Source organism: Lentisphaera profundi, from assembly GCF_028728065.1.
Lineage (GTDB): Bacteria > Verrucomicrobiota > Lentisphaeria > Lentisphaerales > Lentisphaeraceae > Lentisphaera > Lentisphaera profundi.
In genome coordinates this window covers 2,014,546-2,038,990 of the sequence record NZ_CP117811.1, presented here as the reverse complement: position 1 = coordinate 2,038,990, position 24,445 = coordinate 2,014,546, and the positions used below count along the sequence as shown (strand labels likewise).

The window sequence follows — 24,445 nt, the reverse complement described above, 5'->3', positions numbered from 1 at the left end:
TAGATCTACTTCAATGTAGAATTCATCTTAGTTAAGGACTTGTATGGAAGCGCAATTAGAAATCATCAGTAACTGTCAGACGCGATCGTTTAATTATAAAGAAGATACGAACATTTGGCCGGTATGGCATCATCACCCTGAATATGATATTCTTTTGATAAGAAAGAATACAGGTCATTACATTAATGGTGATTACATTGGTGAACTTAAGCCGGGGACCTTACTAATTATGGGGCCTAATTTACCCCACGCATTTCATGCGGTCGAAGTGGATGAAAACGATCCCACAAAGCCAGCAATGTCAGTGATTCAATTTTCTGAAGAATCCATGGGTAAAGGTTTATTTGATAAGCCTGAGACAATGCACATCGGGGAATTTTTAAAAGAGGCAGAACGTTCTTTTGAATTTTCTGGAAAAACTAGAGATGAAGTCCATGAGCTGATACTGGCAATGGAAGAACTAAATGATCTCCAGCGTTTCACTCAAATCATCGAGGTTTTAGATGTCATGACACGCGCAAGTCGAGAAGACCGTAAAAAACTGGTAAGCCCACTCTATTCACCCAATTTGAACCGAGAGAATGTTAATAAAGTCGATCAAATCACACGTCATATTAGTAATAACCTAGAGCTGCCTATCAGTTTGGCCGAGGCAGCAGATGTCTGTATGATGAGTCCAAAGTCTTTTTCACGTTTCTTTAAGAGAAATACAGGTAAGACTTTTGTGAATTATGTTAATGAACTTCGTATTGCTCAGGCTTGTCGTCGACTTATCGAGACAAAAAATAGCGTATCAAATATTTGTTATGATTCGGGTTTCAATACGCTGTCTAATTTTAATCGTAGATTTCAAGAAATCAAGGGTATGACTCCTCGTGAATTTCGTAAAAGATATTTGGATAAAAATTAAAAACTCAAGGTTCTGATATAAGGTGACAGGAAGCTTGGTGGCTTTTTTCTGAAGTAGAATATTGCTTTAATTCGGGGACCTGAGTTTTACATAAATCAGTGGCTAGTGGACAACGAGTATGGAAATGACAGCCAGAGGGCGGATTGAGCGGAGATGGGACATCGCCCTGAAGAGTTATCGATGTTTTCTTTCTACGTGGGTCGGGCTGAGGTATGGCAGAAATGAGTGCTTGTGTGTAAGGATGGAGTGACTTGTTATAGAGGGCGTCGGTATCAGTAAGTTCGACAATTTTTCCTAAGTACATGACGGCAATGCGGTCGGATACGTGACGGACTACAGAGAGGTCATGAGAAATAAAGATATAGGCCAAATTCATTTCTTTTTGAAGATCCATTAAAAGATTGAGGATCTGTGATTGTATCGAGACATCAAGTGCCGATACCGCTTCATCACAAATGATCAATTTTGGTTTGAGAGCAATCGCTCGAGCAATGCTGATGCGCTGCCTTTGACCACCAGAAAATTCATGTGGGTAACGGTGATAGGAGTCTTCTTGAAGGCCCACTTTTTGGAGAAGTTCAAGAACTTGCTTTTTTCGTTCAGCAGCATTTTTGCCAATTTTGTGAATGATGAGTGGTTCTTCAATAATGCGACCAACGGTATGACGAGAATTGAGTGATTCCCCAGGATCTTGTAAAATAATTTGAATATCTTTGCGAACTTCGCGCATCTCACTCTTACTGAGTTGAGTTAGCTCTTTATCTTGGAATTTCACGGAGCCCGCAGTGGGTTTATAGAGCTGTAAAATAGCCCTTCCAAGAGTGCTTTTTCCACAGCCTGATTCACCGACCAAGCCTAATGTCTCTCCTGGAGCAACGCTGAGGTCGACTTTGTCCACAGCAAAAACTTTAGCGACTTGACGGCGCAATAAACCACCATAAACGGGGAAATGCATTTGTAGATCATTAACTTTTAGCATCAGAGCGATCTCCCCATAGCATTTTGACAATCGGGGCACCACTCGATACGATGGTCGGGACTGATTTGATGGATCTCAGGTCTGGTATTTAAGCTTTCTTCACTATGTGAGAAGCCTGAGCGAGGTCCAAATCGGCAGCCTATATTTAAGTCCTTGAGGGAGGGGACTAAGCCGGGAATAGTTTTGAGTTCAGTTTTGCGTTTTTGACTCAGTTGAGGAAGAGAGGCCATGAGTGCTTTGGTATAGGGATGTGAAGGTTTTTCAAAGAGTTCGATCACAGGGGCGTGCTCAACCATGCGTCCGCCATACATGACCAGGACTTCGTCGCAGGTTTCTGCCACGACACCAAGGTCATGAGTTATGAAGATGATTGACATATTATTTTTTTTCTGTAGGTCTTTCATGAGATCGATGATTTGTGCCTGCACAGTAACGTCGAGAGCGGTGGTCGGTTCATCAGCAATGAGGATGTCGGGTTCGCATGAGAGTGCAATAGCAATCATAACGCGTTGGCGCATGCCTCCAGATAATTGATGAGGGAACTCATGCATGCGCTTTTCAGGCGCGGGGATGCCTACTTTTGTCAGCATTTCGAGTGAGCGATCCCAAGCAGAACTCTTACTGATCCCTGGAAAATGAAGAAAGAAGGTTTCCATGAGCTGTTTGCTCACGGAGTGAACGGGATTGAGTGCGGTCATGGGTTCTTGGAAAATCATAGAGATTTTATTGCCTCTAATCTTCAGCATCTCATTGGGACTTAAGGCGAGGATATTTTGACCATCAAGGAGGATCTTACCAGTGGATTTTCCCATGGGTTTGGGTAGGAGACGAAGAATAGAAAGTGCGCTGACGCTTTTTCCCGAGCCAGATTCACCAACAATACCAAGAGTTTTTCCTTGTGGCAAATCGAAGGAGAGTTGATCGACGGCGCAAATGGTTTCATCTTCCAAGTCAAAAGTCGTACTGAGATTTTTTAGCTGTAGCATTAGAGTTTACCCCGATAAAAAGTGTTTTTGATGAGGGGTGGGATGTCGTAAATGATTTCTTTCTTAACCATTTTTTCTTGGATTTCTTTTTTAAGTTCTGTATCAATCCAAAAGAGGCCGAGATCATCCATAATCATCTCGCTACTCGGAGTTGCGATAAAAGAGGGGTAGCGAACCCAACGCCATAAGCCTTGACGAAAGTAAGGGACTTTGTAGGTGGGGACGGCTGGAGCCAATTCAAAAAGAGCTTTTTCGATTTGATGGGCGAGCTCAATACGAGTTTTAGTATCGAGGGCAAAACGATATTTATCAATCATTTCACTGACTTCGGTATTATCGAGATTGGATAAATTATTATTTTGTTTCTTATGAGCATAAGTTTGATGAAATTGTCCACGATATTGAGGTCTAAAACCGGCGCCCCAGCCATGCCATGCAATCTCATGCTCTTTATTGAGCATAGCCTTGAAGACGGCAGTTGAGTCGAAGCTATCTAAGTCTAATTGTAAGCCAAGTTTCTTTGCTTCGTTTTGGAGTGCAAGAATTCGTTCGGTATGATGGGGCGCGGCATAGAGGACTTTAAAACGAAGTTTTTCATCTTTATCATTGACTCGAATGCCATCTCGCCCAATTTTTGTGTAGCCTGCTTTTTTGAAGTATTCTACGGCTTTATTGGCGTCAAAACGCCGGGCCTTGATATTGGGGTTAGAGTAGTCACCATAGCCTTCATGGAAGGTTTCAGACCTTTCATAATCACCATATAAAACGGTGTCTAACAAGTTTTGAATATTGAGTGAATAGATGATTCCTAAGCGTAGGTTCAGATCTTTGAGGCGAGGGTTATCGAGGTTGAAGCTTATTTGATAGGAGGCTTCTGGTTTCTGAGTATAAAACCAGATTTTCTGCATATAACCACGATCAATAGGATCGAGGTATTTGGCTTTTGAGTGCCAGTAATTCGGCAGTAGTAAGGGGAATTGATCGAGATAGCCAAGTTTAAATTTTTCATAGGCTAGGTTATTGTCGCGAATGACAGAGTATCGAATGAAATCAACATTATAGCGGTTTTTGAAATATTTTTTATCTTTTGCCCACCAATTTTGATTGCGCTTAAAGATGACTTCTTTGCCTTTGATATATGAATCAATATTATAAGGACCCGTGCGCGGTTGGATTTGCCAATTATGGTTTTTTATCCAGTTGGCTTCTACGTCTTCGACGGTGATTTCGACTGAAGGTTCTTTTGGTTTTTCTTCTTCAGTACTTAGAGCCTCAAGAGCCTGCACGTGGTTTTTTTGGATCGCTAAAATGTTTTCAGGGATTTCTTTGTGATCTCGCTCTAAATAAGAAATGGCTCTTGCAAGGGGGTATGTTTTGCGGATCTCGCGAAGAGCACCATAATGATGGTAAGGCAAGGGGCGCATGGCGGCTTTGAGTACAGTGTCGGCCATCGGAGAAGGGAGTTTTATCGCAATGCGCTTGTCGCCAAATTTGAGTATATCACTGATCATGCTGGAATAGTATTGGTTATACCATGGCGCAATAATACCTGGTGAACGCATGGCTTTAAGTCGAAAAATAAAGTCATCGGCGGTTACAGGTACGCCATCATCCCAACTGGCATCGGGATCAATTTTAAAATAAACCATGGTGCGGTCTTCATTGACGGCCCATTCGGAGGCCAAGGCAGGGATGATTTTTTGTGTTACGGGATGGATCTCAATGAGGCCCATATCATTATTATCTAGAAAGCCACGAAAGCCTGAGTTGGATTCGGGGCCAACTTGACGGAAATTAGGAGGGAAGGAAGAGATCGAGCTATTCCAAGTTCCGCCTTTGGTGGCCTTTGAGTCCGAGAAGATTTCTTGATCACTACCATTTTCCCATACTAAGTTCTCGGGCCATTGTTCTTTACTGATAGGGAAGCTTGGAGGGAGAGAAATATTTTGAGGGATGATGCGAAGTTCCTTTAAAAAGGTATTTTTGCGCATGGCCAAAAAAAAGATAGTTAGGCAAGAGGCAAAAAATAGGAAGATGACAACTGTAAGATATTTTTTCATTCGAAGTGGGAGATTTTTTTAGGGTCAAAAGCTTGGCGAATACCTTCGCCTACGGCATTAATGAGGAAAAGGATCAAGACCATGGCGAAGACAATAGATGTAATGATCCATGGTGACTGAATGTTATCCGTACCCAATTTGATGAGCGAGCCCCAGCTCGGATAATCTTTGGGCAAACCATAACCTAGGAAGTCTAAGGATGTGAGGCCAACAATCGCACCCGAAATTGAAAAGGGTGCGAAGGTTACGAGTAGGGAGACAACATTGGGCAATATGTGGGTGAAAACGATGCGGGTATTAGAGGCACCAGCAGCACGTGCGGCGAGTACATATTCACGAGCTTTTTCTTTGAGTGTAGCCGTTCGCATGTACCAAGTCATGCCCATCCATCCTAGAGAGACGTATATCCCTACTAAAGCCCAGAAGCCCATGGTGAAGCCATTGCTACGCAAAATAGAAGCAATAATGATGATGATATAGAGGAAAGGGATGTTGGATAAAACTTCGATAATTCTTTGCATGAGCAGGTCATACCAAGAGCCCAAATAGCCCATCGCACAGCCGATGGCAATACCAATAAAATAATTGATCAATAAAAGGATGAGGGCAAAGGTGATAGCAATGCGGTATCCATAGCTAAGTTGAGCTAAGATATCTCTTCCGGTACTATCTGTTCCGAGGAAATGTTTTGTCGCTAAAGTGGGAGGTAGTGGATGATATTTCTGAGAATCAATTTTTCCTAAGGCATGGTTTCGAGTGAGTTTGAGTTCGTAGATTTGGTGCTTGTTGGCTTCGAGGTTTTGTTGGAGCTGTTCAATTTGTGTATTATAGAAATCTTCTTTATTTTTGAGTTCCAAGTCGATGGGTGTGCTATCAACTTTACTAACACTGCGATAATGGTAAGGGATAAAAGGCATCATTAACCAATTGCCTTCTTCCGGTGTTTGACGGAATTGTTTTTGTAAGTCGAGGTAATTAGCTTCGCTCTGTGTTTCTAGGCCAAAAGTTTTTGCGGGGATCGCATTTTGAATAAAGGGAAAATGGAATTCGCCTTTGTAATAAACAACAAGAGCTTTGTCATTGAAAAAAAGCTCTGAGCAGAGTGATATTAAAGTGAGTAGGGTAAAGACTTTGAGGCTGATCATAGCCATTTTGTTTTTAGAGAATCTTTTCCAGCGCTGTTGATTAATAGGGTTCATTTTAATCGAATTTCACTCGAGGATCAACATAAGCAACACAGATATCAGAAAGCAGATTGCCGACCATTTGCAATACGCAAGAGATGGCTAAAACACCCATGACAACTTCGTAGTCCCGACTTTCTAGGGAATTAAAACCCAAGAGTCCAAAACCTTCTATGTTAAAAACCTTTTCAATGAGGAAAGATCCGCTAATAATGATCGAAATACTATTACCGAAATGAGTTGCTAAGGGGATCAGACTATTGTCTAAGGCATGTTTAAAGACTGCTTTCTTATAGGGCACGCCTTTAGCTAAGGCGGTACGGATATAATCATAGGATAGATTATCTAACATGGTGTTTTTGACAAGCATGGTCATGAAAGCAAAAGAGCCAATGAGGTAACAGCTCATGGGTAAGATTGCATGTTGTAATAGGTCAGAGATTTTCCCCCAAAAACTTAAAGAATCATATTGATCGGAAACAAAGCCGCCTAGCGGGAGCCATTGCCATTGACCAGCAAAATAAACTAAGAGGATGGCACCAAAGGCATAGCCAGGGATGGCGTAGGCGACAAATACAAAAAAGGAACTGGCATTATCAATGAGGCTTTCGTTTTTGAGTGCTTTTATAACTCCTAGGGGGACGCAGATTCCGTAAATAAAAAACATCGAGATGATTCCATAAAAAATAGATATGGGCATGCGGTTAATAATGAGTTTAGTTACGGGTTCATTATATGTGGCGGAGATGCCAAGATCACCACTAAGAGTTCGTCCGAGCCAAGAGAAGTAGTCACTCCAGGGATTGTCGGTGATGTTGTATTGAGCCATTAAATCAGCTTTGTCTTCCGCGGAGAGTTCGCCTGTAGCAAATTTATCTAGTTCATCGCTATAGGAGCCTGAGGATTGAGAGCCTTCTTCAAGTTGAGCCATCATAATTCGCTCTTTGGCGCGTTCGATGGGTCCACCAGGAACGGTACGGCATAGAAAGTACACCAAAATTGTGATCACCAAAAAAGTGGGGATCATGAGCAAGATTCTTCTGAGTATATAAGTTCCCATGACCTTAAGGTTAAACCATGCGCAATAAGTTAAAGTCCTAGTACGGGCTATGACTTAAAAATATTATGAATTTTTTGGTCTTTCTCTTATTTTTCTAGGGATGGGGGGAGGTCTTCTAGCTAAACGTGCGTCAACTGCTCGGAATAGAGCTTTGACTTTTGGGCCACCAGGCAAGTCGAGGTAGTCGCAAATAAAGCGGTAGCGCTGTGTTCTAGTGAGATAGTATACAGCAAACCTTGCGAGGCATGATAGGTCGACAAGATATCCGCGTCGTCTGTCGAATTTTATTTTACACCCACGGGGACTATCAATCCAAAAGCTTTGCCAGTTACCACTAAGATCTTTTTTGATTAAGATATTTCGCCAATGAAGGTCGAAATGGAAAAAATTATTGCGATGAGCGAGTTTGGTTTGTTTGAGTACTTTTTGGGATAGTTCTTGATAAATTCTGTTCTTTTCTGTGGAGCATTTAATAAGAAACCATTCTTCGGCAAAATTACTGAGGTCTTGAGCATCAGTGATAGCATCAGTGACAATGAAATTTTCATGAAGGCTTCCAAAAGATCTACGTTCACCATAAGCAAGTACAGTAGGGCATGGGATCCCGATTTTTTTCATGGTCTCGTAGTTACGTACTTCAGTCAGGCATTTGGATGGCCGGAAGAAGAATTCCCAGAATTTATCGTGAAGTTGATAGGTTTTATAAAATGATTTTTTATGATTGTCTTCAATTAAAAAACAATTGACGCGCTTACTACGACTAACTGAAATACCAGGATGAATAGTAGTCCACGGATCTGTGGGTGTGATGCCAAGTTCAGTTAAAGTTGGTAGCCATGAGTCATGGTAATACGTAAAGGTGCCATGTAAGCAGGGAAGGAGGTTCATAAGGAATACCCGGTGTTTTATTCAGAGCAAGTTGCCTTTGCCTGTGGTGATAAATAATTTTTTCTTATAAGAATGTTATAGATGTAAATTTAGAACTTCGGGGAGTTTTTTTGAGTCTATGTAAGATAAATAGAGCTTGAGTTCGCGTATTGATTCTTCAATATCACTCATAGCACGGTGAGAATCTTGTTTGTGAAAGCGTAGGTCTAAGAAGTCTTGGAAGATAGCTTTCCATGAAGAGACGTCCACAATTCGATAATGGACTTTTTTAGCAAAGTTAGGTAGATATTTGTCGATAAACATTCGATCTAGGCTCAGTGAGCTGCCGCAGAGAAAAACCTGCTTACTTTGAAAGTGTTTTTCCACTAATGTAAGTAGATCAAGTTCTACTTCTTGGATGAAGCGACCATTGAGGGATTCTTTAGCTAAGCCATTTCCCTTGTGAGTGCGAGTATTCCATTCATCCATTGAGTCGAGTAAACTTTGAGGTGTACGAATGACGGCTTGAAAGCGATCGATAATATCAAGCCTATGGTCTGTAATAAGTATAGCAACTTCGAGTATGCGATTTGTTTCGAGCTCAAGACCCGTCATTTCCATATCGATCCAAAATAGTTTACTCATTATAAGCCTGGGTGATTTTTATTAAAAAAAAAAGGAGCACCTAAGTGCTCCTGAAATGATAAGCTAGTTTAGATTATTTAGCTAAAGTCTTGATGTATGCTGCTAAATTCTTCATATCTTCTTCTGAAAGCATTTTGGCCATAGGAGCCATCATCGAACCTTGCATATCTTTAGCAGGGTCTGCGCCGCGAACACCGTGTTTGAAATTCTGAAGCTGTGATACGATATAGTAATCAGGAAGGTTAGTTAAACCCGGAGACTTCATGGCAGGCATGCCTTCGCCATTCGGTCCGTGGCAAGTTGCACAAAGCATATATTTTGCTTTGCCAGCATTGGCATCACCAGTTAATGTGTGCTGAGCTTTACCTGTAAGTGTTCCGATATAGGCGGCAACATTGGTCATGTCATCATCTGAAAGCATTTTGGCCATCGGAGCCATCATAGAACCTTGCATGTCTTTGGCTGGGTCTGCACCGCGAACGCCGTGTTTGAAGTATTGAAGTTGGCGAATGATGTACTCAGCGCTTTGTCCAGCAAGAGCAGGAGACTTTAGAGCCGTCATGCCTTCGCCATTTGGCCCGTGGCAAGTTGCACAAAGCATATACTTTGCTTTGCCAATTTCGACATTTGCGCCAGCAACAGGTGATGCGGCTTGAGCTTTGAGCTCTGCTTTTTGTGCGATAGCAGCTTTCGCTTTTTCGGAACGTGATTGGAGTTCCAGTTTTTGAGCGTCTTGTAGTCTAGTGATTTCACTTTGGTTTTTTGCGTAGCTATCTTTGGCTGTTTTAGCTAAGCCCGTGAATCCAAAAGCGAGCATGCCAATAAGTACGAAAGAAAATGTGATAACTAAAGGTCCACCAGTGTTTTTTGGTTTGCTAGACATGAGGTAATATCCTTGTGTTTGTGTATATAGTATTAAAAAATATGTATATGAAAATAAATCGGAACTTTGTCTTGTCAATAAATTTCCCTATGAAAAAGCAAGCTTAAATAAATGTATTTGTATTTAGAGTGATGAAATCTTTTAAAAAATACAAATAAATGAAGAGCTTTGATCTTGAATCCTTTTCTGAGTATTGCTTTTCAGTCTAAAAGTTTTATGCTAATGACTTGATCTCAATTTAGGGTATTTAATGAAGTTAGTATATGAAGTTTGGCTAGAATCGGGTATTCGGATGGATTGCCTTGGTTTAGAGAATAAGAAGTTGAAGAAAAACGATGCAGTCATATTGGACTTCGGGACGTATAAAGAATACGCTCGTGTTGTTCATTGCCGTGGTGAACTGCCCATCGAAGCCGACGCAGAGAGCATGCCTCAGATTTTACGGAGAGCGACCTTACAAGATCAAAATAAAGCGAATGAAAACCATCGATTTAACCGTATTTCAGGACAAAAAGCTGAAGCCATTATTTCCCGTTCACAATTAGATATATCTATGGTAGACGCACATATATCCTTTGATAGAAGAAGAGCAGTGGTTCGTTTCTTATCCCCAAAACGTGTTGATTTTAGGCAGCTTGTCAGAGAATTGGCGTCAAGCTTAAATATGAAGATTGAAATGAGACAGGTGGGAGTTCGCGACGTAGCGAAGATGAGAGGTGGAATAGGGACCTGTGGCAGAGTTTTATGTTGCACATCTTGGATACATGAGTTTCAGAGTGTGAATGTAAGAATGGCAAAAGAGCAGCATTTATCACTTAAGGCCAATATGATATCAGGACAATGTGGTCGCTTGAAGTGTTGCCTAGCTTTCGAGTATGAAGGCTACCAATTAATTTCGAAAGACATGCCACTTCATGGAAGTCAAATAATGGTCCGTGGACAAGAAGCTCGAGTTTTGGATACAACTTTACTGAATCGATCGGTTTTAGTGAGAGTGAAACAAGATGGGCGGGTGATGAATGTATCTAGAGAACAATTGGATGAACTCGTCGATACAAAAGAAAGTGCCTGCGGTGATGACTGCTCAACAACAGATTCAGATAAATCGTGTTCGACAGATGATTGCGATAGTTGCGGAGACTAATTTTGAGTGAACCCTTTAAAAACTTGAAGTTAGCCGAGAAATCACTCATTATTGGGGTATCGATCCTGCTTTTTTTAAGTCCGCTCTACTTTGGTTTAAATTTTGGTCAAAATGCGGTAGAATTGAGTCCATTGGATTTATATTCGTGGATTTACGCGGCAGCGTGGCCGTCGCAAATTCTGACAATTAGCGCCTTGTTATGCTTAGTGTTAGCAATAGTAACCTACCCTCAAAGATTAGTGAAAGAACTCAAACAGGTTTATTTCTTTGTTCCTTGGTTTGTTTTGCTTTTGGCGTTGTTGCCAGGGGGGATACAAACAACGGAGAAAGCTTTTCTAAATCAGTACATAAGCCATGTAGTAGGAGTATTGGCATTGGCCTTATCAGCGTGGATAGCCGTTAATCAGCGTCCCCGAACAAGGTTGATTTTTATGGGAGCCATCTTTTTTGGTGCGTGTAAATCTATTTATAATGGCCTGTACCAATACTTTTATGGGTTTAGCCAAAATGTTCAAATGATTGAACAGAGTAATAATGTTAATTTAGGTGACTTTAAAGGTCGTGCCCAAGAAACCTTACTCTATGCAGATTTTGTACTTTCTAATAGTTACGCAGCACACCTTATTTTGATCTTTGGCCTATTTCTCTATATGGCTCGACACATCTTACAGTCTTTTGTAGCAGATAAAAAACGCTTAATGCTGTGGTCTTTGATTGCTATTATTCCTCTGTGTACGTGTTTGTTGCTGACAAAGAGCCGCGGTGGTATAATGGCTTTTGTAGCAGCGAGTGTGATCACCTATGCCTTAAGTCTTTCGCGTAAGAAATGCTTAATGACTTTGGGCTTGCTGGTTTTAGTGGTAGCACTGAGCGCGCCAATCTTGTTTAATATACCATCGGTTATTGTTAGAAGTGAGTATGCTCGAGTAGGTTTTGAGATGTTCAAAAATAATCCTATGGGCGCAGGTATGGGAGAATTCCGCAACGACTATCTACTGCATAAAATCCCTGGGGCTGAGGGTACTATTTTACCTCATAATATGTTAAATACGATGATTGGGCAATGTGGTATATCTGGCTTGCTGGCCTCTTTGCTGTTTATTGCGTCTTTTATTTACTTAGTAAAGATTTTGGATAAGGATAAGTGGTCATATAATCATTTTATATTTTGGGGTTTACTCGCTTGGTTTATCCATGCGCAGTTAGATTTTAATTTCTTTATACCTGGAACATTACTCACATTTGCAGTGATGCTGACTTTGATTAAACGTCCATGTGACGAAGAGTATGAAAATTTATCTAATAAAGTCTCAGTGGGTATAAATATAAGTTTATTATGTTTGTGTGCCTGCGTATTTCTTTTTGTAAAAGATATGTATTCTTTGCATCGCTTTTCATTGAGCCATGATCGTTTTTTTGGCTCATCATTGATTGATTATCGCTTTATCAAAATAGGGAACCTCAACTTAAGAAATTGTGACTACTGTTTAGAAACGCTAGAGCAAGATGATTTAGCTTATTGTGTAAGCTGCGGTGTGTTGGGAGATCCGAACTATTTATCAGCAGAGCAAATTGTTGCCGAATGTGAGGTTCTAGATGAGCTCATGGAAAGACCTGATATATGGAGGATGGCAAGTAAAAAATTGCTACTTATGTATTATCGCCAGAAAACACTGCAAAGTCAGGGGATGGCAGTGAACGCAATTTCGATGGAGCAGTATTTGTTAGAGGCCGAGCGATCGATGTTCAAAGCGATTGCGTCAGAGCCTCGGTACGGAATGAACTATATTAGTTTGGCGGAACTTCAATTTCAGCGCAATAAGCAAGCGGACGAGGTTATGGCTAGTTTAAGAAAAGGTCTTCAACTAGCTCCAGATAGTCGACGAGGTCATAATCTATTACTCAAATATGGTGAGTATTATAGAAAGTTGGGAAAAGATTTTCGTAAAGATCTCATTATTAGCCATTTGATGCTTCAGGAAATATCTCTTGCTCCAATGATCATGTCCAAGCGCCAAAATAAAAAGTATAGCTCAGAACAAGAGGCTTATATGATAGATCTTTCAGGAAAACTAAAGCAGCTGGGCTTATTTTTAGTTAAAGAGTTTCAACATGAAAAAGAACTTTTAAATAGATATGAAAAAGTAAAAACGTTACTCGAACAACTTAAGGAGAGAGTGTGAAGTATATATTGTGCATAATGTTTATGAGCGTAGTGATGGCGCAAGACTTGAAAATGACGAGTGCATTTATCAAGCAGCATGGAGCTTTGAAAGTCAGTTCTCAGTCAATGGTGATGATGAATGTCAATTTTGAAAATAAAACGAATAAGCAGCAAGATGTAGAACTGCTGTTTTTTAATTCCTCCTATCCGTTAAATACATGGGAGTATAAATTTTCTCTGGCAGCAAAAAGTCATTCTTCGCGCGACTTTCCTTTTAAGCTTGATGCTGATTGTAGAGAGATGAAGCTACAATTTAAACAGGGAAAGAAATTAATTAATCAAACAAACATGAAAGTGTTTGTCAAAAACATAGTAAATGTAGTGATCTTAGATAACCCTATTGATCAAAATGGTTTAAAATCGAGTTTCCTAAAGGCATCGCAGAGAAGTGTCAATACAATTGACCAGATACCTATGAATTGGGCTGATTTAAAAAGTGTTGATTTACTTATCATCAATAAGCCGAGTAAATCTCAATTAAATAAAGCGGCATTAGATATTGTTTCGCAATATGTTAATAATGGAGGCTCCTTACTAGTTAGTCACCCAGATACGATTGAGCATATGTATGATACGGGTTATGGCTATTTACTACCTGCTAAAATCCTTTCACTGAGTCAGAGAAATGCCAGCCGCGTGATGCTTAAGAAAGGTTTTGAAGATTTGAAGACGACGCAAAGTTTTGATTTTATGCGAGTGAAGTTATTTGACGACAGTTACGTGATGTTAAAAGATAAAAAAGATGTGCTGGTGGCAGCTCGACCTGTCGGCTTAGGTTTAAGTTTCTTTTATGCGGTGCCTTTAGCGCAGAAATCACTAGGACCTCATTCGGAGGATATCTCAGAGTTCTTGAATTTTTTCTTGAGTTATAGTCGGAGATTGGTACTGCCATCGGATAACGGGGATCCCAGTCTAGAGCGTTACACTTCCAGTTTAAGTGGTATGATTGCTCCTAATAGTAGTAAGCTATTTATGATTTTGTTGGTGTACGGCCTGACTGTCTTTACTATCTTTCTCTTGGCGAGAGTCTTCAAAAAAGTTCAGTACTCTTGGTTTGTGGTTGGCCTAGTCTCAGTCTGTTTTAGCGCATATTTGATTTTGGGCAAAGATAAAATGATTAATGTACCAAAAGAATCCAAGAGATTAAAAGTAGAATATAGTCATCAAGTTAATTCAGGTATAAAAGAGATTGTTCATAGCTTTTATGAAGTAAAAGCAGGGAAGCTCAGTTTTTCTAGAGATATGGCTAAGAATCGCATTGTGAATGTTAGTACATATGAAGAGCCTAAGAGCGCAGGGCAAATGGCATCATCTAGATTGAATATCACACAAGATACAGCGAGAAAATCAGAAGTTGATATCGAAAGCCTCAATGTTAATTTTTTAAAAATATCAGCAGATAAAAATACTCTGAGTTTGGATGGGACCGAAGTTGAAGCCGAGACTTGGCGCAGTTTTGTTGAGTGGTCGATGAATCCTGAGTTAGAATCCAATAAATACCTAGAGCTTATTTTAGATGAATCTGGAATAGCCTCTAGTATAGAAGGAGATATGCTCTTGGGTAAGAATGGTGTGTACGTATTGAAAGAGGATGACTTCAATGCAGGGATTATTAAGCCACTTCTAGAAGATCAAGGACGAAGCCAAGTTATGCTCTTTAAGAGAGAGCATAATGAGGACACGGAGGGTTTATTGGTGTATCCAGTACGCTTAAAAGCAAAAAATAAAAAAATACTTGTGCCTGAAGAATTTGTGGGGATTAATTTCACCGATTTTCAACGACTGTGGGACATTAATAAAAAAATGTACACCAAGACAGCTGTCGGTGGGCGTCATCGCTGTGGTTTTAGAGTGCAAGTTCCAGTAGAATTATCGGGCTTGAAAGTGAGTGAAATTCAAGTGGCGATTGACTTGGATTCTGCTTATCCAGTTAAATATAAATTAGTTGATGGTAGTAAGCGTAAAGATTTTACAGGTAAGAACCTTACTTATAAATTGCCGAAAGCTAAGGATGTAAATGAATTGTATTTTGATCTCGAAATTATATTTGAAGATAAATCGCAGATCCAAACAGTGAAAGAATTTAAGTCAAAAGAATTTAAAATTAGCCTCAAGGGAGAATTACCGTGATTGAATTAAACTCATTAAGCAAGTCCTTTGGCTCTGGACGTGGTGTTGATAATCTTAGTTTTACAGTTCCTGAAGGTTCTATAATGGGCTATGTCGGTCACAATGGCGCAGGAAAAACGACTACATTCAAAATTCTGACAGGCTTGATGGATGCGGACTCAGGAAGTGCTAAAATTAATGGTATTGAAGTTAAGCCACGAAATTTAAAGAAGCTCAAGCAGACGGTGGGTTATATGCCCGATATTTTTGGCGTCTATGATCGTATGACTGTTTGGCAGTATTTGGATTTTTTTGGTGCCGCATATCGAATTCCCCGTAAGCTTCGTAAAGAAAGAATTGTACATGCCTTAAGCTTGACTCGTTCGGAAGATATGGTGGATTATCAAGTCGCCTCTTTATCCAGAGGGATGCGTCAGAGAATTGGGCTGGCAAAAACAATTTTACCTGATCCCAAAGTACTGATATTGGACGAACCAGCTGGTGGCTTAGATCCTCAGGCACGTATAGAAATGCGTGAAGTTGTTTGCGAACTTAAAAATCTTGGGAAAACAATTATTTTGTCATCTCACATTTTACCTGACTTGGGCAATATGTGTGATCTAGTCGGTATTATTAATAAGGGCAAGATGGAAGCTTTTGGTAAGCTTGAGGACATAACGGAGTCATTGACAGACAAAAAGACTTATGATATCGAAGTCCATGTGGATGATTTAGGTCGCACGCAGGAATTTTTGTCAAATATGGGATCAGTTAAGGATATTCAAGTTCGTGAACAAGAAGTTTCCTTCTCATGTAATAAAGATGAAGATATTGGTGCGAAAGTATTAGCGTACCTTATTGAAAACAGTATACGAGTTAATTCCTTTAAACTCCATGAGCTAGAGTTGGAAGAGATGTTTATGCAATTGGCAGCTAAGTAGGTCAATATGTTTACTATATTTATACATGAACTGAAACAGTATTTGCGGGATGTACGCTTGCAGAGTTTTGTTTTTTTTGCCTTCTTGGCAATGGCGGGCTTTCTGTGCTTACTGTGGCCGGAGAGTGATGTGTTTTCGGTTATTAGATCCTCAGGCCGACATATATTCTCTATTATATTATTACTGAACCTAGCTATTATTTTATCGTTCGTTCCGGCCTTATGTGCTTGTTCGGTTTCGGATGAAAAAGAGAAAAATCGTTTTGTGATGTTGATTACAACTATGCTAAAACCGGGCGATATAATGTTTGGTAAGCTCTTCGCCGTTATAACGATGCAATTATTTATGGTGCTATTTTTTCTTCCTGTTAGCGCATTATGTCTACTTTCGGGAGGTGTGAACATAGATGTGTTGATACAGGGCCAGCTCATTATTCTTATCTCGGCAATTTGTTATGGAGGTGTTTGTTTAGCTGTTTCAGCAAGTGCTAGTAGTAGTAATTCAGCACTGATTCAGTCCTACCTGTTGGTGGCGTTGATGAGTGGCGCGGTATTCTTGCCCGATTTATTGCTAAGTCAGCAGAATATTAAACCTCTACTCGAGTTGATTCGTTCTTTCAGTCCATTTGATGCCCTTTATCAATTGATATATAGTGAGCATAGGACCTTGCTCGGAGGCGGTTCGGGAGATAATATTTTAAAGTTTTTGGCCTTTAATATACTGATTTTTATTATTTCATGTTTTGTATTTCGAATCAAATTATTATCGAGAAATCAAACAAAGGCACGTCAAAGTCGTGTAAAAGAAGGGAAGAGCATTTTTTATAAATTGATGTTTATTTTCGATACGACAGGCACTAAGCGTTTAACGCCAATGTTTATTAATCCGATTTTCATGGCGGAGTTGAGAAGTAAAATGCTTGGGAATCCACGATTTCTTTTATGGACCTTTTCCACATGTAATGCCATAAGTATAGTTTTACTCATTGTGCTTTCTAGTGGCTATTCGACTCATTTAGGACAGAATTCAGTTGAGTATGGCGCCGTTATTTATCAGCTAGGTTTAACGGTTTTGATTGCTCCGGGAGTGTGTGCGAGTTCAATTTCAGAAGATGTGAACTCCGGTAATTTACTGTTTGTACGCATGAGTCAGATTGGAGCTTTTCGCTATGTACTGGGTAAATTGTATGCAGGGTTTATCTATATCTTTTTTATAATGGCTTGTAGTATCCCAGTGATTTTTAGTCTGAACTTTTTACAGGACGGGCGCGGTGGAAATTTATTGCCAATGATTTGGCTCTTAGCGAGTGCGGCTTTGTGCTTTATTTGTGCGGGCTTGTTTTTCTCGGCAGTTTCAAAAACCAGCGCAGGTGCAACGGCGGCATCTTATATTTTTGCCTTTACAGTAACAGTGGGGAGTCTCTCAGTTCTTCTTTTTAGTGATAAATTAGGAGAGGAATTGATGCGTAAGATTTTAATGATCAATCCTGTTGCTGGTGGTCTGAGAAATACGGATAGAGTTTTTACAGATTTTCTAGAAGGAGACTTCTGGCAAATTAACGTATTGTTTTTAATTATTACCGCAGCAATTTTTTCTATTTTGGGTGCAATAAAGGTAAGACAAATGATGAGTAGGAGAAAAGGATAATGATTGCGATCTTAATGGCGGGAGTTCAGCTTCAGGTAGCCAATTATCAAAACATAGTCGATGATCGCCCGCTTTTGTCAGGGGATTATCCAAGTCATTACACTTCTTACAAGGTTAGCGAGGATGTCTTGAGTTTAGCTCTTAGGCAATGGCCTCATTATAGTGTCAATGAAAAGCAGGTGTTGATTAGTCGACTCAGTAAAGTGACGGGAAGTGCACACTTAAGCGAAGCCTTACTTAAGATTTTTCACTTAGAAAAAAGTCTTAAAGTCAAAAGTCAAATTTTATCTACCCTAGTCTATATGGAGCAGAGTGCTTCAAGCTTAAAAAGTTTGGAGAAGCTGGTGAAGGATAAAACTTTTTCATTAGATGCCTTCACGGTACTTGCTAAAAATTCATCTGCGGAAGTCTTAAAACCTTATTTGAACAAGTCGGATGAGTATGTGATTGTGGCATGCTTATCGGGGAAAGTGGATGACGCTCGTTTGTTGATGAAGGTTTTGAGCCGAACTAAGGCGGAGTATAAAAAAGAGTTGTTGCTAAAACAGCTGGCACGAATTAATGAAAATGCAGCTTACAAGAAATGCGAAAATGATTTTCAGAGGAGTAAATTCATTGCCTCAAGTCATTCATCTGATTTTTTAGTGAAACAAAGTCGGCTTAAGCAGTTCGCGGTTTCTGCTTTTTTGAGGATGAGTGAACTCGAATGGAATAAGTCCTTTAATGATGAGGCGAAAAGAGCCGTTCTCAATGCTAATGATGATATCAAATTAGCCGCCTGTAGTGTCTTAGTGGAAAAAAGTGATAATAGAGAGTTTTTATTATCAAGAGTTTATAAGTTGCCTATCGCGGCCGGGGTATTAGCGATAGAAGTGTTTTCGGCAGAGGCAATCCCTGCTTCGCTGCATAGTGATTTTTGTACTCTCGAAAAAGGTGCGGATGCCATTAACTTAGCGAAACTAGCGGTGATGGAAGATCAAGCAATGGAAGAGGGCAAAGACTCAGTTTTAAACATTTTAAAGCATAGTACAAACCCCGATGTTACGAAAGCCTGCTTGCGTTACCTTGGAGTGATGAAATATCGCGTGGATAGTAAGTCCTTGAAAGGACTTGAGAAGAAACGTCAAGCTGCCTTTCAGCAAGGGCTTATCTTTTACTTAGCGGCGGTAGCAAAAGATTCTGATATAAAAGGCTTGGTTAAATATACTCAAACGAAAGATATGACTATACGTCAGGCGTTTTTTGATGGAGTAGCCCACAACCCTAAGACTGATTTTTCTAAATTGATACAGCCAGGACTCAAGTCGAGAAAAGATCAAAAGAAAAATACTCAGCCAAGTTCTGCTGTGCGGGCTTATATGATTTGGGCAATGACCAATAGTGACCATGTTAACAACAGGAGTTTATTCGAACTTAAAAAGTTGATTACGGAAAAGTTGGTTAAAGTTCCACTGAGTGAAAATACTTTTGATCCTTCTTATGTCCGTGAAAATGCTTACCTTTGTTTAGCGCATTGGGCAAAGCAAGGTTCAAGCGAAGCGAAGCGCATGTTTAAAGAAAGTAAAGAATTTGTGGAATGGCAAAAAGAGGTCGGTGAGGAATATCGCGATAGTTTCGATCAGGTTGTAGATATGGCTGAGGCGATGTTAATTGGGAAAGAAATGGATAAAAGCTATTTTTATAGTAAGACTTTGTCTACAAGAATGATTGATCGCCCTATCAGATAATATATCATTACCCAGTAATGCGGAGGAGTTTTTTTTCTTCCTAGACGCGTGGTACTATTGGAAAAAATAAAACTAAGCCTATTGTTGCCTATGTTGAAAATTTAAGGAGTTAAAATGTATTTTCGTTTAGAAGATGAAGAAGAAGAAAAGAAGACTGAGAAAGAACCAGCGGGAATGATGAAAGAGATGCTCGATACGCGTACAATTATTATTGCGGAAGAGATATCACCAGAACTATCTAGACGGGTTCTAAGTCAGTTGATCCTATTGAATAAACGTTCTGAAAAAGAACCTATCTACGTTTATATAAATTCTGGTGGCGGTTGCGCTGATTCAGGTTTTACTATATATGATATGCTCCAGTTCTTCAAAGCTCCAGTTTATACAGTTTGCAGTGGTATGTGTGCAAGCGCGGCGATTTTGATTTTCTTAGCGGCTAAAAAAGGTAAGAATTTCTCTTTACCTAATTCACGCTTTATGCTTCATCAGCCAAGTACTGGTGTGAGAGGTACGGCTTCTGATATCGAGATTACCGCTGACGAAATTAATAAAACCCGTGTGCGCTATAATCAGATTGTAGCCGACATATGTAAAAAAACATTAGAAGTAGTAAGCAAGGATGCGGATCGTGATTTTTGGATGAGTCCTGCAGAAGCAAAAACTTATGGCATGGTATCCAAAGTGATTACATCTTTTGCCCAGCTTAAGTAGTTTATTTTAAAATACCCATTTTTGAGCCTTCCTTGATTAGGAAGGCTTTTTTTTGTCTTGAATAAATGTGATGATAGCGTCATTTTATGGAGTAGGGAGAATATGAGTTAATGTCTAATATATATTCATTTTTGCCATTTGTGGCCTTTTTAAGTAATGCCGTTTTATTAGGTGTGGGCTTGCATCGTGGAATGACGAAACGAGTTCATCGGGACTATGTGTATTTCATGGCCTGTGTAACGGTGTGGACTTTTGGTGATTTCATAAATTGGAATTGGTCTCAGATGCCACACGAATTCACGATGACGATCTATCGCTTGCAGGTGCCTTCATATATATTTTTGGCATACTTTTTCATGCGTTTTATCTACTCTTTAGTGGGCAAAGCAGAAGATTGGTTTTATAAAAGTTTTTACGTCATTCCTCTGACGGTGTCTTTTATCGGTGTTTTTACACCCTATATGGTGTATTCCTATACTCCCGTTTGGTGGGGCTTGAGGCATGAGCCGGGAGTTTTATTCATTCCAGCTGCGATTATTTGTATTTTTGCACCTGCTCAGTATGCCTTGTGTATTTTATTGAATTTTAAAACAGCCAAAGATAAAAATGAGAGATCTCAGCGAAAACTTATGGTTGCCGGCTGTTGCTTTGTTCTGTATGTGGGGATGTACACAGATTTGGTGGCTCCGCACTTCATGGGTGAAGGAGCGACCATTCAGGCAGCCGGTTCAACGGTTGCTATCATGGCTTATTGTATGCACTTGGCCATATCTAAGTATTATATGTTACCGTTTTCTTTTGGGAGTTTACTTTATGAGCTTTTTCAATCTTCTGAACAGGGGGTTTTGATTGTGAATTCCAAAGAAGAAGTTACTGATTTGAACCCCGTGGCGCTACGGATGTTCTCTTTGGACGTGGCAGGTCAGTATCAGAGCGATACAAGACATTCACTTCAAGAATTGATTCCAGAAGTAGTTGAAAGTGATTTCGGGAAAAGAGTACAGATTATTCGAGAGCGGAATGGGCAGGATATTGTTTTAAAATTACACATAAACAAACATACTCGAGTCGCAGAAAATGAATCGGGTTGGGTAATAATAGCAACTGATACAACTAAAGAATACTACCAACTAGAGAGCCTAGAGGGTCAGTTAGCTCAAGTTCAAGAGAGTGCGAAGAAAACACAAGGGGAATTGAAGCGTATACTAGGATGTGAAAACAAAGAATCTTCTGAACGGCACTTGTTGATAGAGAAGCAGTGTGAATTCATAGAAGAAATGTTAATTAAACTCATAGAAAATACGGATCAAGATAAAAAACTGAGTGCTGAGTACGCAGTGAAGTTAAAGAACTATCTGTTTTTGAGAGATCTTTTTAGAGAGCGGGCCATGGCAAGCGATGAACTTGACGTCAAAACAATCTGCTTAAGACATTTTCAATCTAAGGAAAATGTTGATGGCTTGACTAAAGTAGACTTAGATTTACCAAAAAGTGATTGTTTGATATTAAGTTCCAAAGTTTTTTGGTCTCAATTATTTTCCTTGTTGACCTCGTTACTGGAGCAGGAATCTAATGCGAAAAAACTTCGCTGCAGCTATACAGTAGCATCTGTTGGTTTGGAGAAACGCTTGAAGTTTAGTTTTATTTATCCCTGTGGCCCATTGTTAGAATTAGCGCTGCAAAAACATGAAGATAAACAAGTTAAATCTTTTGAGATAAAGGCACTGGAGCAGTTGTTTATATCACTTGAGGGTTCTTTTGAACACCGACAAAAGAATGATTACGAAAGAGAAATCTATTTTGAAATGATGGTGTCATCGAAGCTTTAAGTTTTGAATAGGAATTCACTTAAAAAGCTAGTTTCAAAAAAAAGCGAAAAATCACCCTAGAAAGTTCATTTTTCGAGCTTGAAAAAAATTCTCATTAAGTTATGGTTGTGCCCGTTACTAATCCGCGATAGCTCAGTTGGTAGAGCAGGAGACTGTTAATCTCTTTGTCATAGGTTCGAGTCCTATTCGCGGAGCCATTAGTAACCCAGATGTTCCGCGATAGCTCAGTTGGTAGAGCAGGAGACTGTTAATCTCTTTGTCATAGGTTCGAGTCCTATTCGCGGAGCCATCTGTTTTTACTTTAATCCCCCCCCATACACACATAGTTATTTAAAGTCCATCAGTCTGTATGGCTGACCTGTAGTTTCCTTAAGATAGTTTTTCTATTGGGTATCCCGTGTAGTTCTCCTTGTCTTAATTAATTCCGAAAACTCACCTTATTTTTATACCTTCTCAATGAGCTCGCTATATGCGGGCATTTTTTTTTTGTATCGAGCTAAAAAACTTAATGTGGCTTTTTATACGGTCTCAGGGGAGGATAGGGGCCGCGTTATATTTCGCTCTTAGATGACTCTTTATGCTTTTGAAAAGCGCTCTTTTTAAAGACTTTGTGTATTTTTCGGTCAAAATTTTTCTTCAAATAAAACTTATTTTTTTAGTGGACGCTAGTTGCTTTATTGTGCTTGATAGGGTAAAATAGGTGCAATTAGGTAAAAATAGGTGAGAGAAGTTTAGCATGTCGTCTGACGAGATCATATTCACCGGCGAGTTCGAACATTCTGTCGATACACAACGCCGGCTTGCGATCCCCCGCTCTTGGAGAGGGGGAGAGGGATCTCGTATGTACCTATTGCCTGGAAAAGATAAGATGATTCAAATTATTCCTGAATACATGTTTGCCGTTTTGAGGGAGCGATTGAAAAAAGTTTCCTTTACGAATCCAAAAATGGCGAGAGCCTTAGCGGCCTTCGGTGCGAAAATTCAAGAAGTGCAATGTGATAAGCAGGGGCGAGTTCCCTTGCCCGCAAAGATGAAGGCACATGCAGGGATAAAAAGTGATGCCGTATTAGTCGGCGCTGTTACAACCGCACAGATTTGGGCAAAAGATGAATGGGAAGCCAGTCAAGAAGATGAAATGGACCCTTACGCAATGTTAGATGGCTTAATGAACCAAGATGTAAGCCTGGATGATTTATTTGGAGCAAATAGTTAATGAAAGATTTTTACCACATACCCGTTTTAGCTGAACAAGTTATTCATGGATTACAGCCTCATGCAGGAGGCAAATATATTGATTGTACTTTAGGTGGAGGTGGACATAGTTCGCTTATCCTTGAAAGCGCTAAGGATATCCAGCTTTTAGGGCTTGATTGTGATGACAAGGCTTTGCGGGCTGCGAAAGAACGCTTGAGTAAGTATGGTGAAAATTTCCAGTCAAAGCGATTGAATTTTCGTGATTTAAAAGATCTCAAAAAAGATGAATGCTGGAATCAGGTCGATGGTATTTTAATGGATATCGGTGTGAGTTCTCATCATTTAGATGAAGCGAGTCGTGGTTTCACTTATCGAGAAAATGGCCCATTAGATATGCGTATGGATCGCCGCCTAAAAGTTACGGCATCTATGATTCTCAATAAAGAAAGTTTAGAAGGCCTCACGAAAATCTTTAGAGATTATGGGGAAATGAAAGAAGCTTATCGCTTGGCAAAAGCCATTGTGGCAGATCGTGATAAGGAGCTCTTTACACATACAGAGCAATTAGCTGGTTTAGCTGATCGAGTGTGTGTTAATCGCAATCGCCGTAAACGAAATCCAGCGCCAACACTAGCTTTTCAAGCCTTGCGAATTGCCGTCAATGATGAACTTGGAGCACTTGAGTCCGGCATGGCAGCTGCCTTTGATCTTCTGAAGCCAGGAGGGCGTTTGGCGGTCATAAGTTTTCATTCGCTCGAAGACCGAATGGTGAAAGAGTTTTTCAAAGAGAAAGCAGTAGCCTGTGATTGCCCTCCAGATATCCCTGTGTGTGTCTGTGGACGTTCACCACAAATGAAAATCATAACACGTAAGCCCTTGACCGCTGAGTCAGGTGAGCTTGAAGAAAATACAAGATCCGCATGTGCAAAGCTGCGTGTGGCCGAAAAAATTTAATAAGATAAGGATAGGAAAATGAAAAACAATAAGGACGCAAAGCGCGGCGGAAGCTGGATCTTGATCTTTGATGCATTATTAGTCTTGGTGTTGGCACTAGGCTATTTATATATGGAAACGCACCAGGATAAAATCCAGTCTGAATTGTCCTTACAAAAGAAACTTCTTCATGAAGCTCAAGTGCGTCGTATCAACTTAAAAGCTCAGTTAGAAGAGAAGACTCAGAGCAGTTACATTTTCAGAAAAGTACGTGAATATAAATTAAATTTACATTCGCCGAACCCCAGTTATGTGATGGAGCTTTATCATATTCAGGCTCCACTTGATGATGTCGGAAAACAATTGGGTTCAGAAGGGCAACTTGCTGTAACTACAGTTCAGCCATAATTCT

Annotated in this window: 20 protein-coding genes and 2 tRNA genes; 14 read left to right on the top strand and 8 right to left on the bottom strand. The window is 40.0% G+C overall.

Features of this window, described 5'->3' with window-relative positions; genetic code table 11:
- Window positions 1-43: 43 nt before the first annotated feature.
- Window positions 44-910, top strand: coding sequence for an AraC family transcriptional regulator (locus PQO03_RS08200; protein WP_274149416.1), 867 nt, complete (start codon window positions 44-46; stop codon window positions 908-910).
- A 4-nt stretch (window positions 911-914) separates the two neighbouring features.
- Here PQO03_RS08200 and PQO03_RS08195 read toward each other — a convergent pair whose 3' ends face one another.
- The 8 genes from PQO03_RS08195 to PQO03_RS08160 all read right to left on the bottom strand — a co-directional run bounded on the left by PQO03_RS08195 (window position 915) and on the right by PQO03_RS08160 (window position 9,574).
- Entirely contained in the window at window positions 915-1,898 is a 984-nt protein-coding gene (locus PQO03_RS08195) for an ABC transporter ATP-binding protein (RefSeq protein WP_420792859.1), read from the bottom strand.
- Window positions 1,889-2,875 carry an ABC transporter ATP-binding protein gene (locus PQO03_RS08190; RefSeq protein WP_274149413.1) on the bottom strand — a complete coding sequence of 329 codons (987 nt, stop codon included), beginning with the start codon at window positions 2,873-2,875 and terminating at the stop codon, window positions 1,889-1,891. Before PQO03_RS08190 ends, PQO03_RS08195 begins: the two co-directional genes overlap by 10 nt.
- Entirely contained in the window at window positions 2,875-4,935 is a 2,061-nt protein-coding gene (locus PQO03_RS08185; RefSeq protein WP_274149412.1) for an extracellular solute-binding protein, read from the bottom strand. The genes PQO03_RS08190 and PQO03_RS08185 overlap by 1 nt, the downstream gene beginning before the upstream one ends.
- Window positions 4,932-6,134 (bottom strand): ABC transporter permease subunit, encoded by a 1,203-nt coding sequence (locus PQO03_RS08180; protein ID WP_274149410.1) that lies wholly within the window; start codon window positions 6,132-6,134, stop codon window positions 4,932-4,934. The genes PQO03_RS08185 and PQO03_RS08180 overlap by 4 nt, the downstream gene beginning before the upstream one ends.
- Before the next feature lies 1 nt (window position 6,135).
- Window positions 6,136-7,146 carry an ABC transporter permease gene (locus tag PQO03_RS08175; protein WP_274149409.1) on the bottom strand — a complete coding sequence of 337 codons (1,011 nt, stop codon included), beginning with the start codon at window positions 7,144-7,146 and terminating at the stop codon, window positions 6,136-6,138.
- Between the two features lie 96 nt (window positions 7,147-7,242).
- A complete protein-coding gene (locus PQO03_RS08170) occupies window positions 7,243-8,067 on the bottom strand; it encodes a lipopolysaccharide kinase InaA family protein (protein ID WP_274149408.1) in 825 nt (274 codons plus the stop codon).
- Between the two features lie 75 nt (window positions 8,068-8,142).
- Window positions 8,143-8,691 carry an oligoribonuclease gene (gene orn / locus PQO03_RS08165; protein WP_274149407.1) on the bottom strand — a complete coding sequence of 183 codons (549 nt, stop codon included), beginning with the start codon at window positions 8,689-8,691 and terminating at the stop codon, window positions 8,143-8,145.
- Window positions 8,692-8,764: 73 nt separating this feature from the next.
- Complete coding sequence (locus tag PQO03_RS08160; RefSeq protein ID WP_274149406.1) at window positions 8,765-9,574, bottom strand: c-type cytochrome; 810 nt, start codon at window positions 9,572-9,574, stop codon at window positions 8,765-8,767.
- A 250-nt stretch (window positions 9,575-9,824) separates the two neighbouring features.
- Here PQO03_RS08160 and PQO03_RS08155 point away from each other — a divergent pair, with 250 nt between their 5' ends.
- The 13 genes from PQO03_RS08155 to PQO03_RS08095 all read left to right on the top strand — a co-directional run bounded on the left by PQO03_RS08155 (window position 9,825) and on the right by PQO03_RS08095 (window position 24,441).
- A complete protein-coding gene (locus tag PQO03_RS08155) occupies window positions 9,825-10,718 on the top strand; it encodes a PSP1 domain-containing protein (RefSeq protein ID WP_274149405.1) in 894 nt (297 codons plus the stop codon).
- A gap of 2 nt (window positions 10,719-10,720) precedes the next feature.
- On the top strand, window positions 10,721-12,901 hold the full coding sequence (locus tag PQO03_RS08150) for an O-antigen ligase family protein (protein WP_274149404.1): 2,181 nt from the start codon (window positions 10,721-10,723) through the stop codon (window positions 12,899-12,901).
- Entirely contained in the window at window positions 12,898-15,072 is a 2,175-nt protein-coding gene (locus PQO03_RS08145; RefSeq protein ID WP_274149403.1) for a hypothetical protein, read from the top strand. Before PQO03_RS08150 ends, PQO03_RS08145 begins: the two co-directional genes overlap by 4 nt.
- Entirely contained in the window at window positions 15,069-15,992 is a 924-nt protein-coding gene (locus tag PQO03_RS08140; protein WP_274149402.1) for an ABC transporter ATP-binding protein, read from the top strand. Before PQO03_RS08145 ends, PQO03_RS08140 begins: the two co-directional genes overlap by 4 nt.
- 6 nt (window positions 15,993-15,998) lie before the next feature.
- Window positions 15,999-17,639: an ABC transporter permease gene (locus PQO03_RS08135; RefSeq protein ID WP_274149401.1), complete on the top strand. Its 1,641-nt coding sequence runs from the start codon at window positions 15,999-16,001 to the stop codon at window positions 17,637-17,639.
- Window positions 17,639-19,366: a hypothetical protein gene (locus tag PQO03_RS08130; protein ID WP_274149400.1), complete on the top strand. Its 1,728-nt coding sequence runs from the start codon at window positions 17,639-17,641 to the stop codon at window positions 19,364-19,366. Before PQO03_RS08135 ends, PQO03_RS08130 begins: the two co-directional genes overlap by 1 nt.
- A gap of 114 nt (window positions 19,367-19,480) precedes the next feature.
- Complete coding sequence (locus PQO03_RS08125; protein ID WP_274149399.1) at window positions 19,481-20,077, top strand: ATP-dependent Clp protease proteolytic subunit; 597 nt, start codon at window positions 19,481-19,483, stop codon at window positions 20,075-20,077.
- Between the two features lie 110 nt (window positions 20,078-20,187).
- Complete coding sequence (locus PQO03_RS08120; protein ID WP_274149398.1) at window positions 20,188-21,906, top strand: hypothetical protein; 1,719 nt, start codon at window positions 20,188-20,190, stop codon at window positions 21,904-21,906.
- Between the two features lie 121 nt (window positions 21,907-22,027).
- A tRNA-Asn gene (locus PQO03_RS08115) sits at window positions 22,028-22,103 on the top strand.
- 16 nt (window positions 22,104-22,119) lie between these two features.
- Window positions 22,120-22,195 (top strand) — tRNA-Asn (locus tag PQO03_RS08110).
- 447 nt (window positions 22,196-22,642) lie between these two features.
- Window positions 22,643-23,119, top strand: a complete 477-nt coding sequence (locus PQO03_RS08105; RefSeq protein ID WP_274149397.1) for a division/cell wall cluster transcriptional repressor MraZ — start codon at window positions 22,643-22,645, stop codon at window positions 23,117-23,119.
- Window positions 23,119-24,054: a 16S rRNA (cytosine(1402)-N(4))-methyltransferase RsmH gene (gene rsmH, locus PQO03_RS08100; RefSeq protein ID WP_274149396.1), complete on the top strand. Its 936-nt coding sequence runs from the start codon at window positions 23,119-23,121 to the stop codon at window positions 24,052-24,054. Before PQO03_RS08105 ends, rsmH begins: the two co-directional genes overlap by 1 nt.
- Before the next feature lie 18 nt (window positions 24,055-24,072).
- Window positions 24,073-24,441 (top strand): hypothetical protein, encoded by a 369-nt coding sequence (locus PQO03_RS08095; protein ID WP_274149395.1) that lies wholly within the window; start codon window positions 24,073-24,075, stop codon window positions 24,439-24,441.
- Window positions 24,442-24,445: the final 4 nt, after the last annotated feature.

What these genes read in the sequence shown, in the direction of transcription:
- PQO03_RS08200 (WP_274149416.1), top strand. Translation starts at nt 44, where the DNA reads ATGGAAGCGCAATTAGAAATCATCAGTAACTGTCAGACGCGATCGTTT.
- PQO03_RS08190 (WP_274149413.1), bottom strand. Translation starts at nt 2,875, where the DNA reads ATGCTACAGCTAAAAAATCTCAGTACGACTTTTGACTTGGAAGATGAA.
- PQO03_RS08185 (WP_274149412.1), bottom strand. Translation starts at nt 4,935, where the DNA reads ATGAAAAAATATCTTACAGTTGTCATCTTCCTATTTTTTGCCTCTTGC.
- PQO03_RS08180 (WP_274149410.1), bottom strand. Translation starts at nt 6,134, where the DNA reads ATGAACCCTATTAATCAACAGCGCTGGAAAAGATTCTCTAAAAACAAA.
- PQO03_RS08175 (WP_274149409.1), bottom strand. Translation starts at nt 7,146, where the DNA reads ATGATCCCCACTTTTTTGGTGATCACAATTTTGGTGTACTTTCTATGC.
- PQO03_RS08170 (WP_274149408.1), bottom strand. Translation starts at nt 8,067, where the DNA reads ATGAACCTCCTTCCCTGCTTACATGGCACCTTTACGTATTACCATGAC.
- orn (WP_274149407.1), bottom strand. Translation starts at nt 8,691, where the DNA reads ATGAGTAAACTATTTTGGATCGATATGGAAATGACGGGTCTTGAGCTC.
- PQO03_RS08160 (WP_274149406.1), bottom strand. Translation starts at nt 9,574, where the DNA reads ATGTCTAGCAAACCAAAAAACACTGGTGGACCTTTAGTTATCACATTT.
- PQO03_RS08155 (WP_274149405.1), top strand. Translation starts at nt 9,825, where the DNA reads ATGAAGTTAGTATATGAAGTTTGGCTAGAATCGGGTATTCGGATGGAT.
- PQO03_RS08135 (WP_274149401.1), top strand. Translation starts at nt 15,999, where the DNA reads ATGTTTACTATATTTATACATGAACTGAAACAGTATTTGCGGGATGTA.
- PQO03_RS08130 (WP_274149400.1), top strand. Translation starts at nt 17,639, where the DNA reads ATGATTGCGATCTTAATGGCGGGAGTTCAGCTTCAGGTAGCCAATTAT.
- PQO03_RS08125 (WP_274149399.1), top strand. Translation starts at nt 19,481, where the DNA reads ATGTATTTTCGTTTAGAAGATGAAGAAGAAGAAAAGAAGACTGAGAAA.
- PQO03_RS08120 (WP_274149398.1), top strand. Translation starts at nt 20,188, where the DNA reads ATGTCTAATATATATTCATTTTTGCCATTTGTGGCCTTTTTAAGTAAT.
- PQO03_RS08105 (WP_274149397.1), top strand. Translation starts at nt 22,643, where the DNA reads ATGTCGTCTGACGAGATCATATTCACCGGCGAGTTCGAACATTCTGTC.
- rsmH (WP_274149396.1), top strand. Translation starts at nt 23,119, where the DNA reads ATGAAAGATTTTTACCACATACCCGTTTTAGCTGAACAAGTTATTCAT.
- PQO03_RS08095 (WP_274149395.1), top strand. Translation starts at nt 24,073, where the DNA reads ATGAAAAACAATAAGGACGCAAAGCGCGGCGGAAGCTGGATCTTGATC.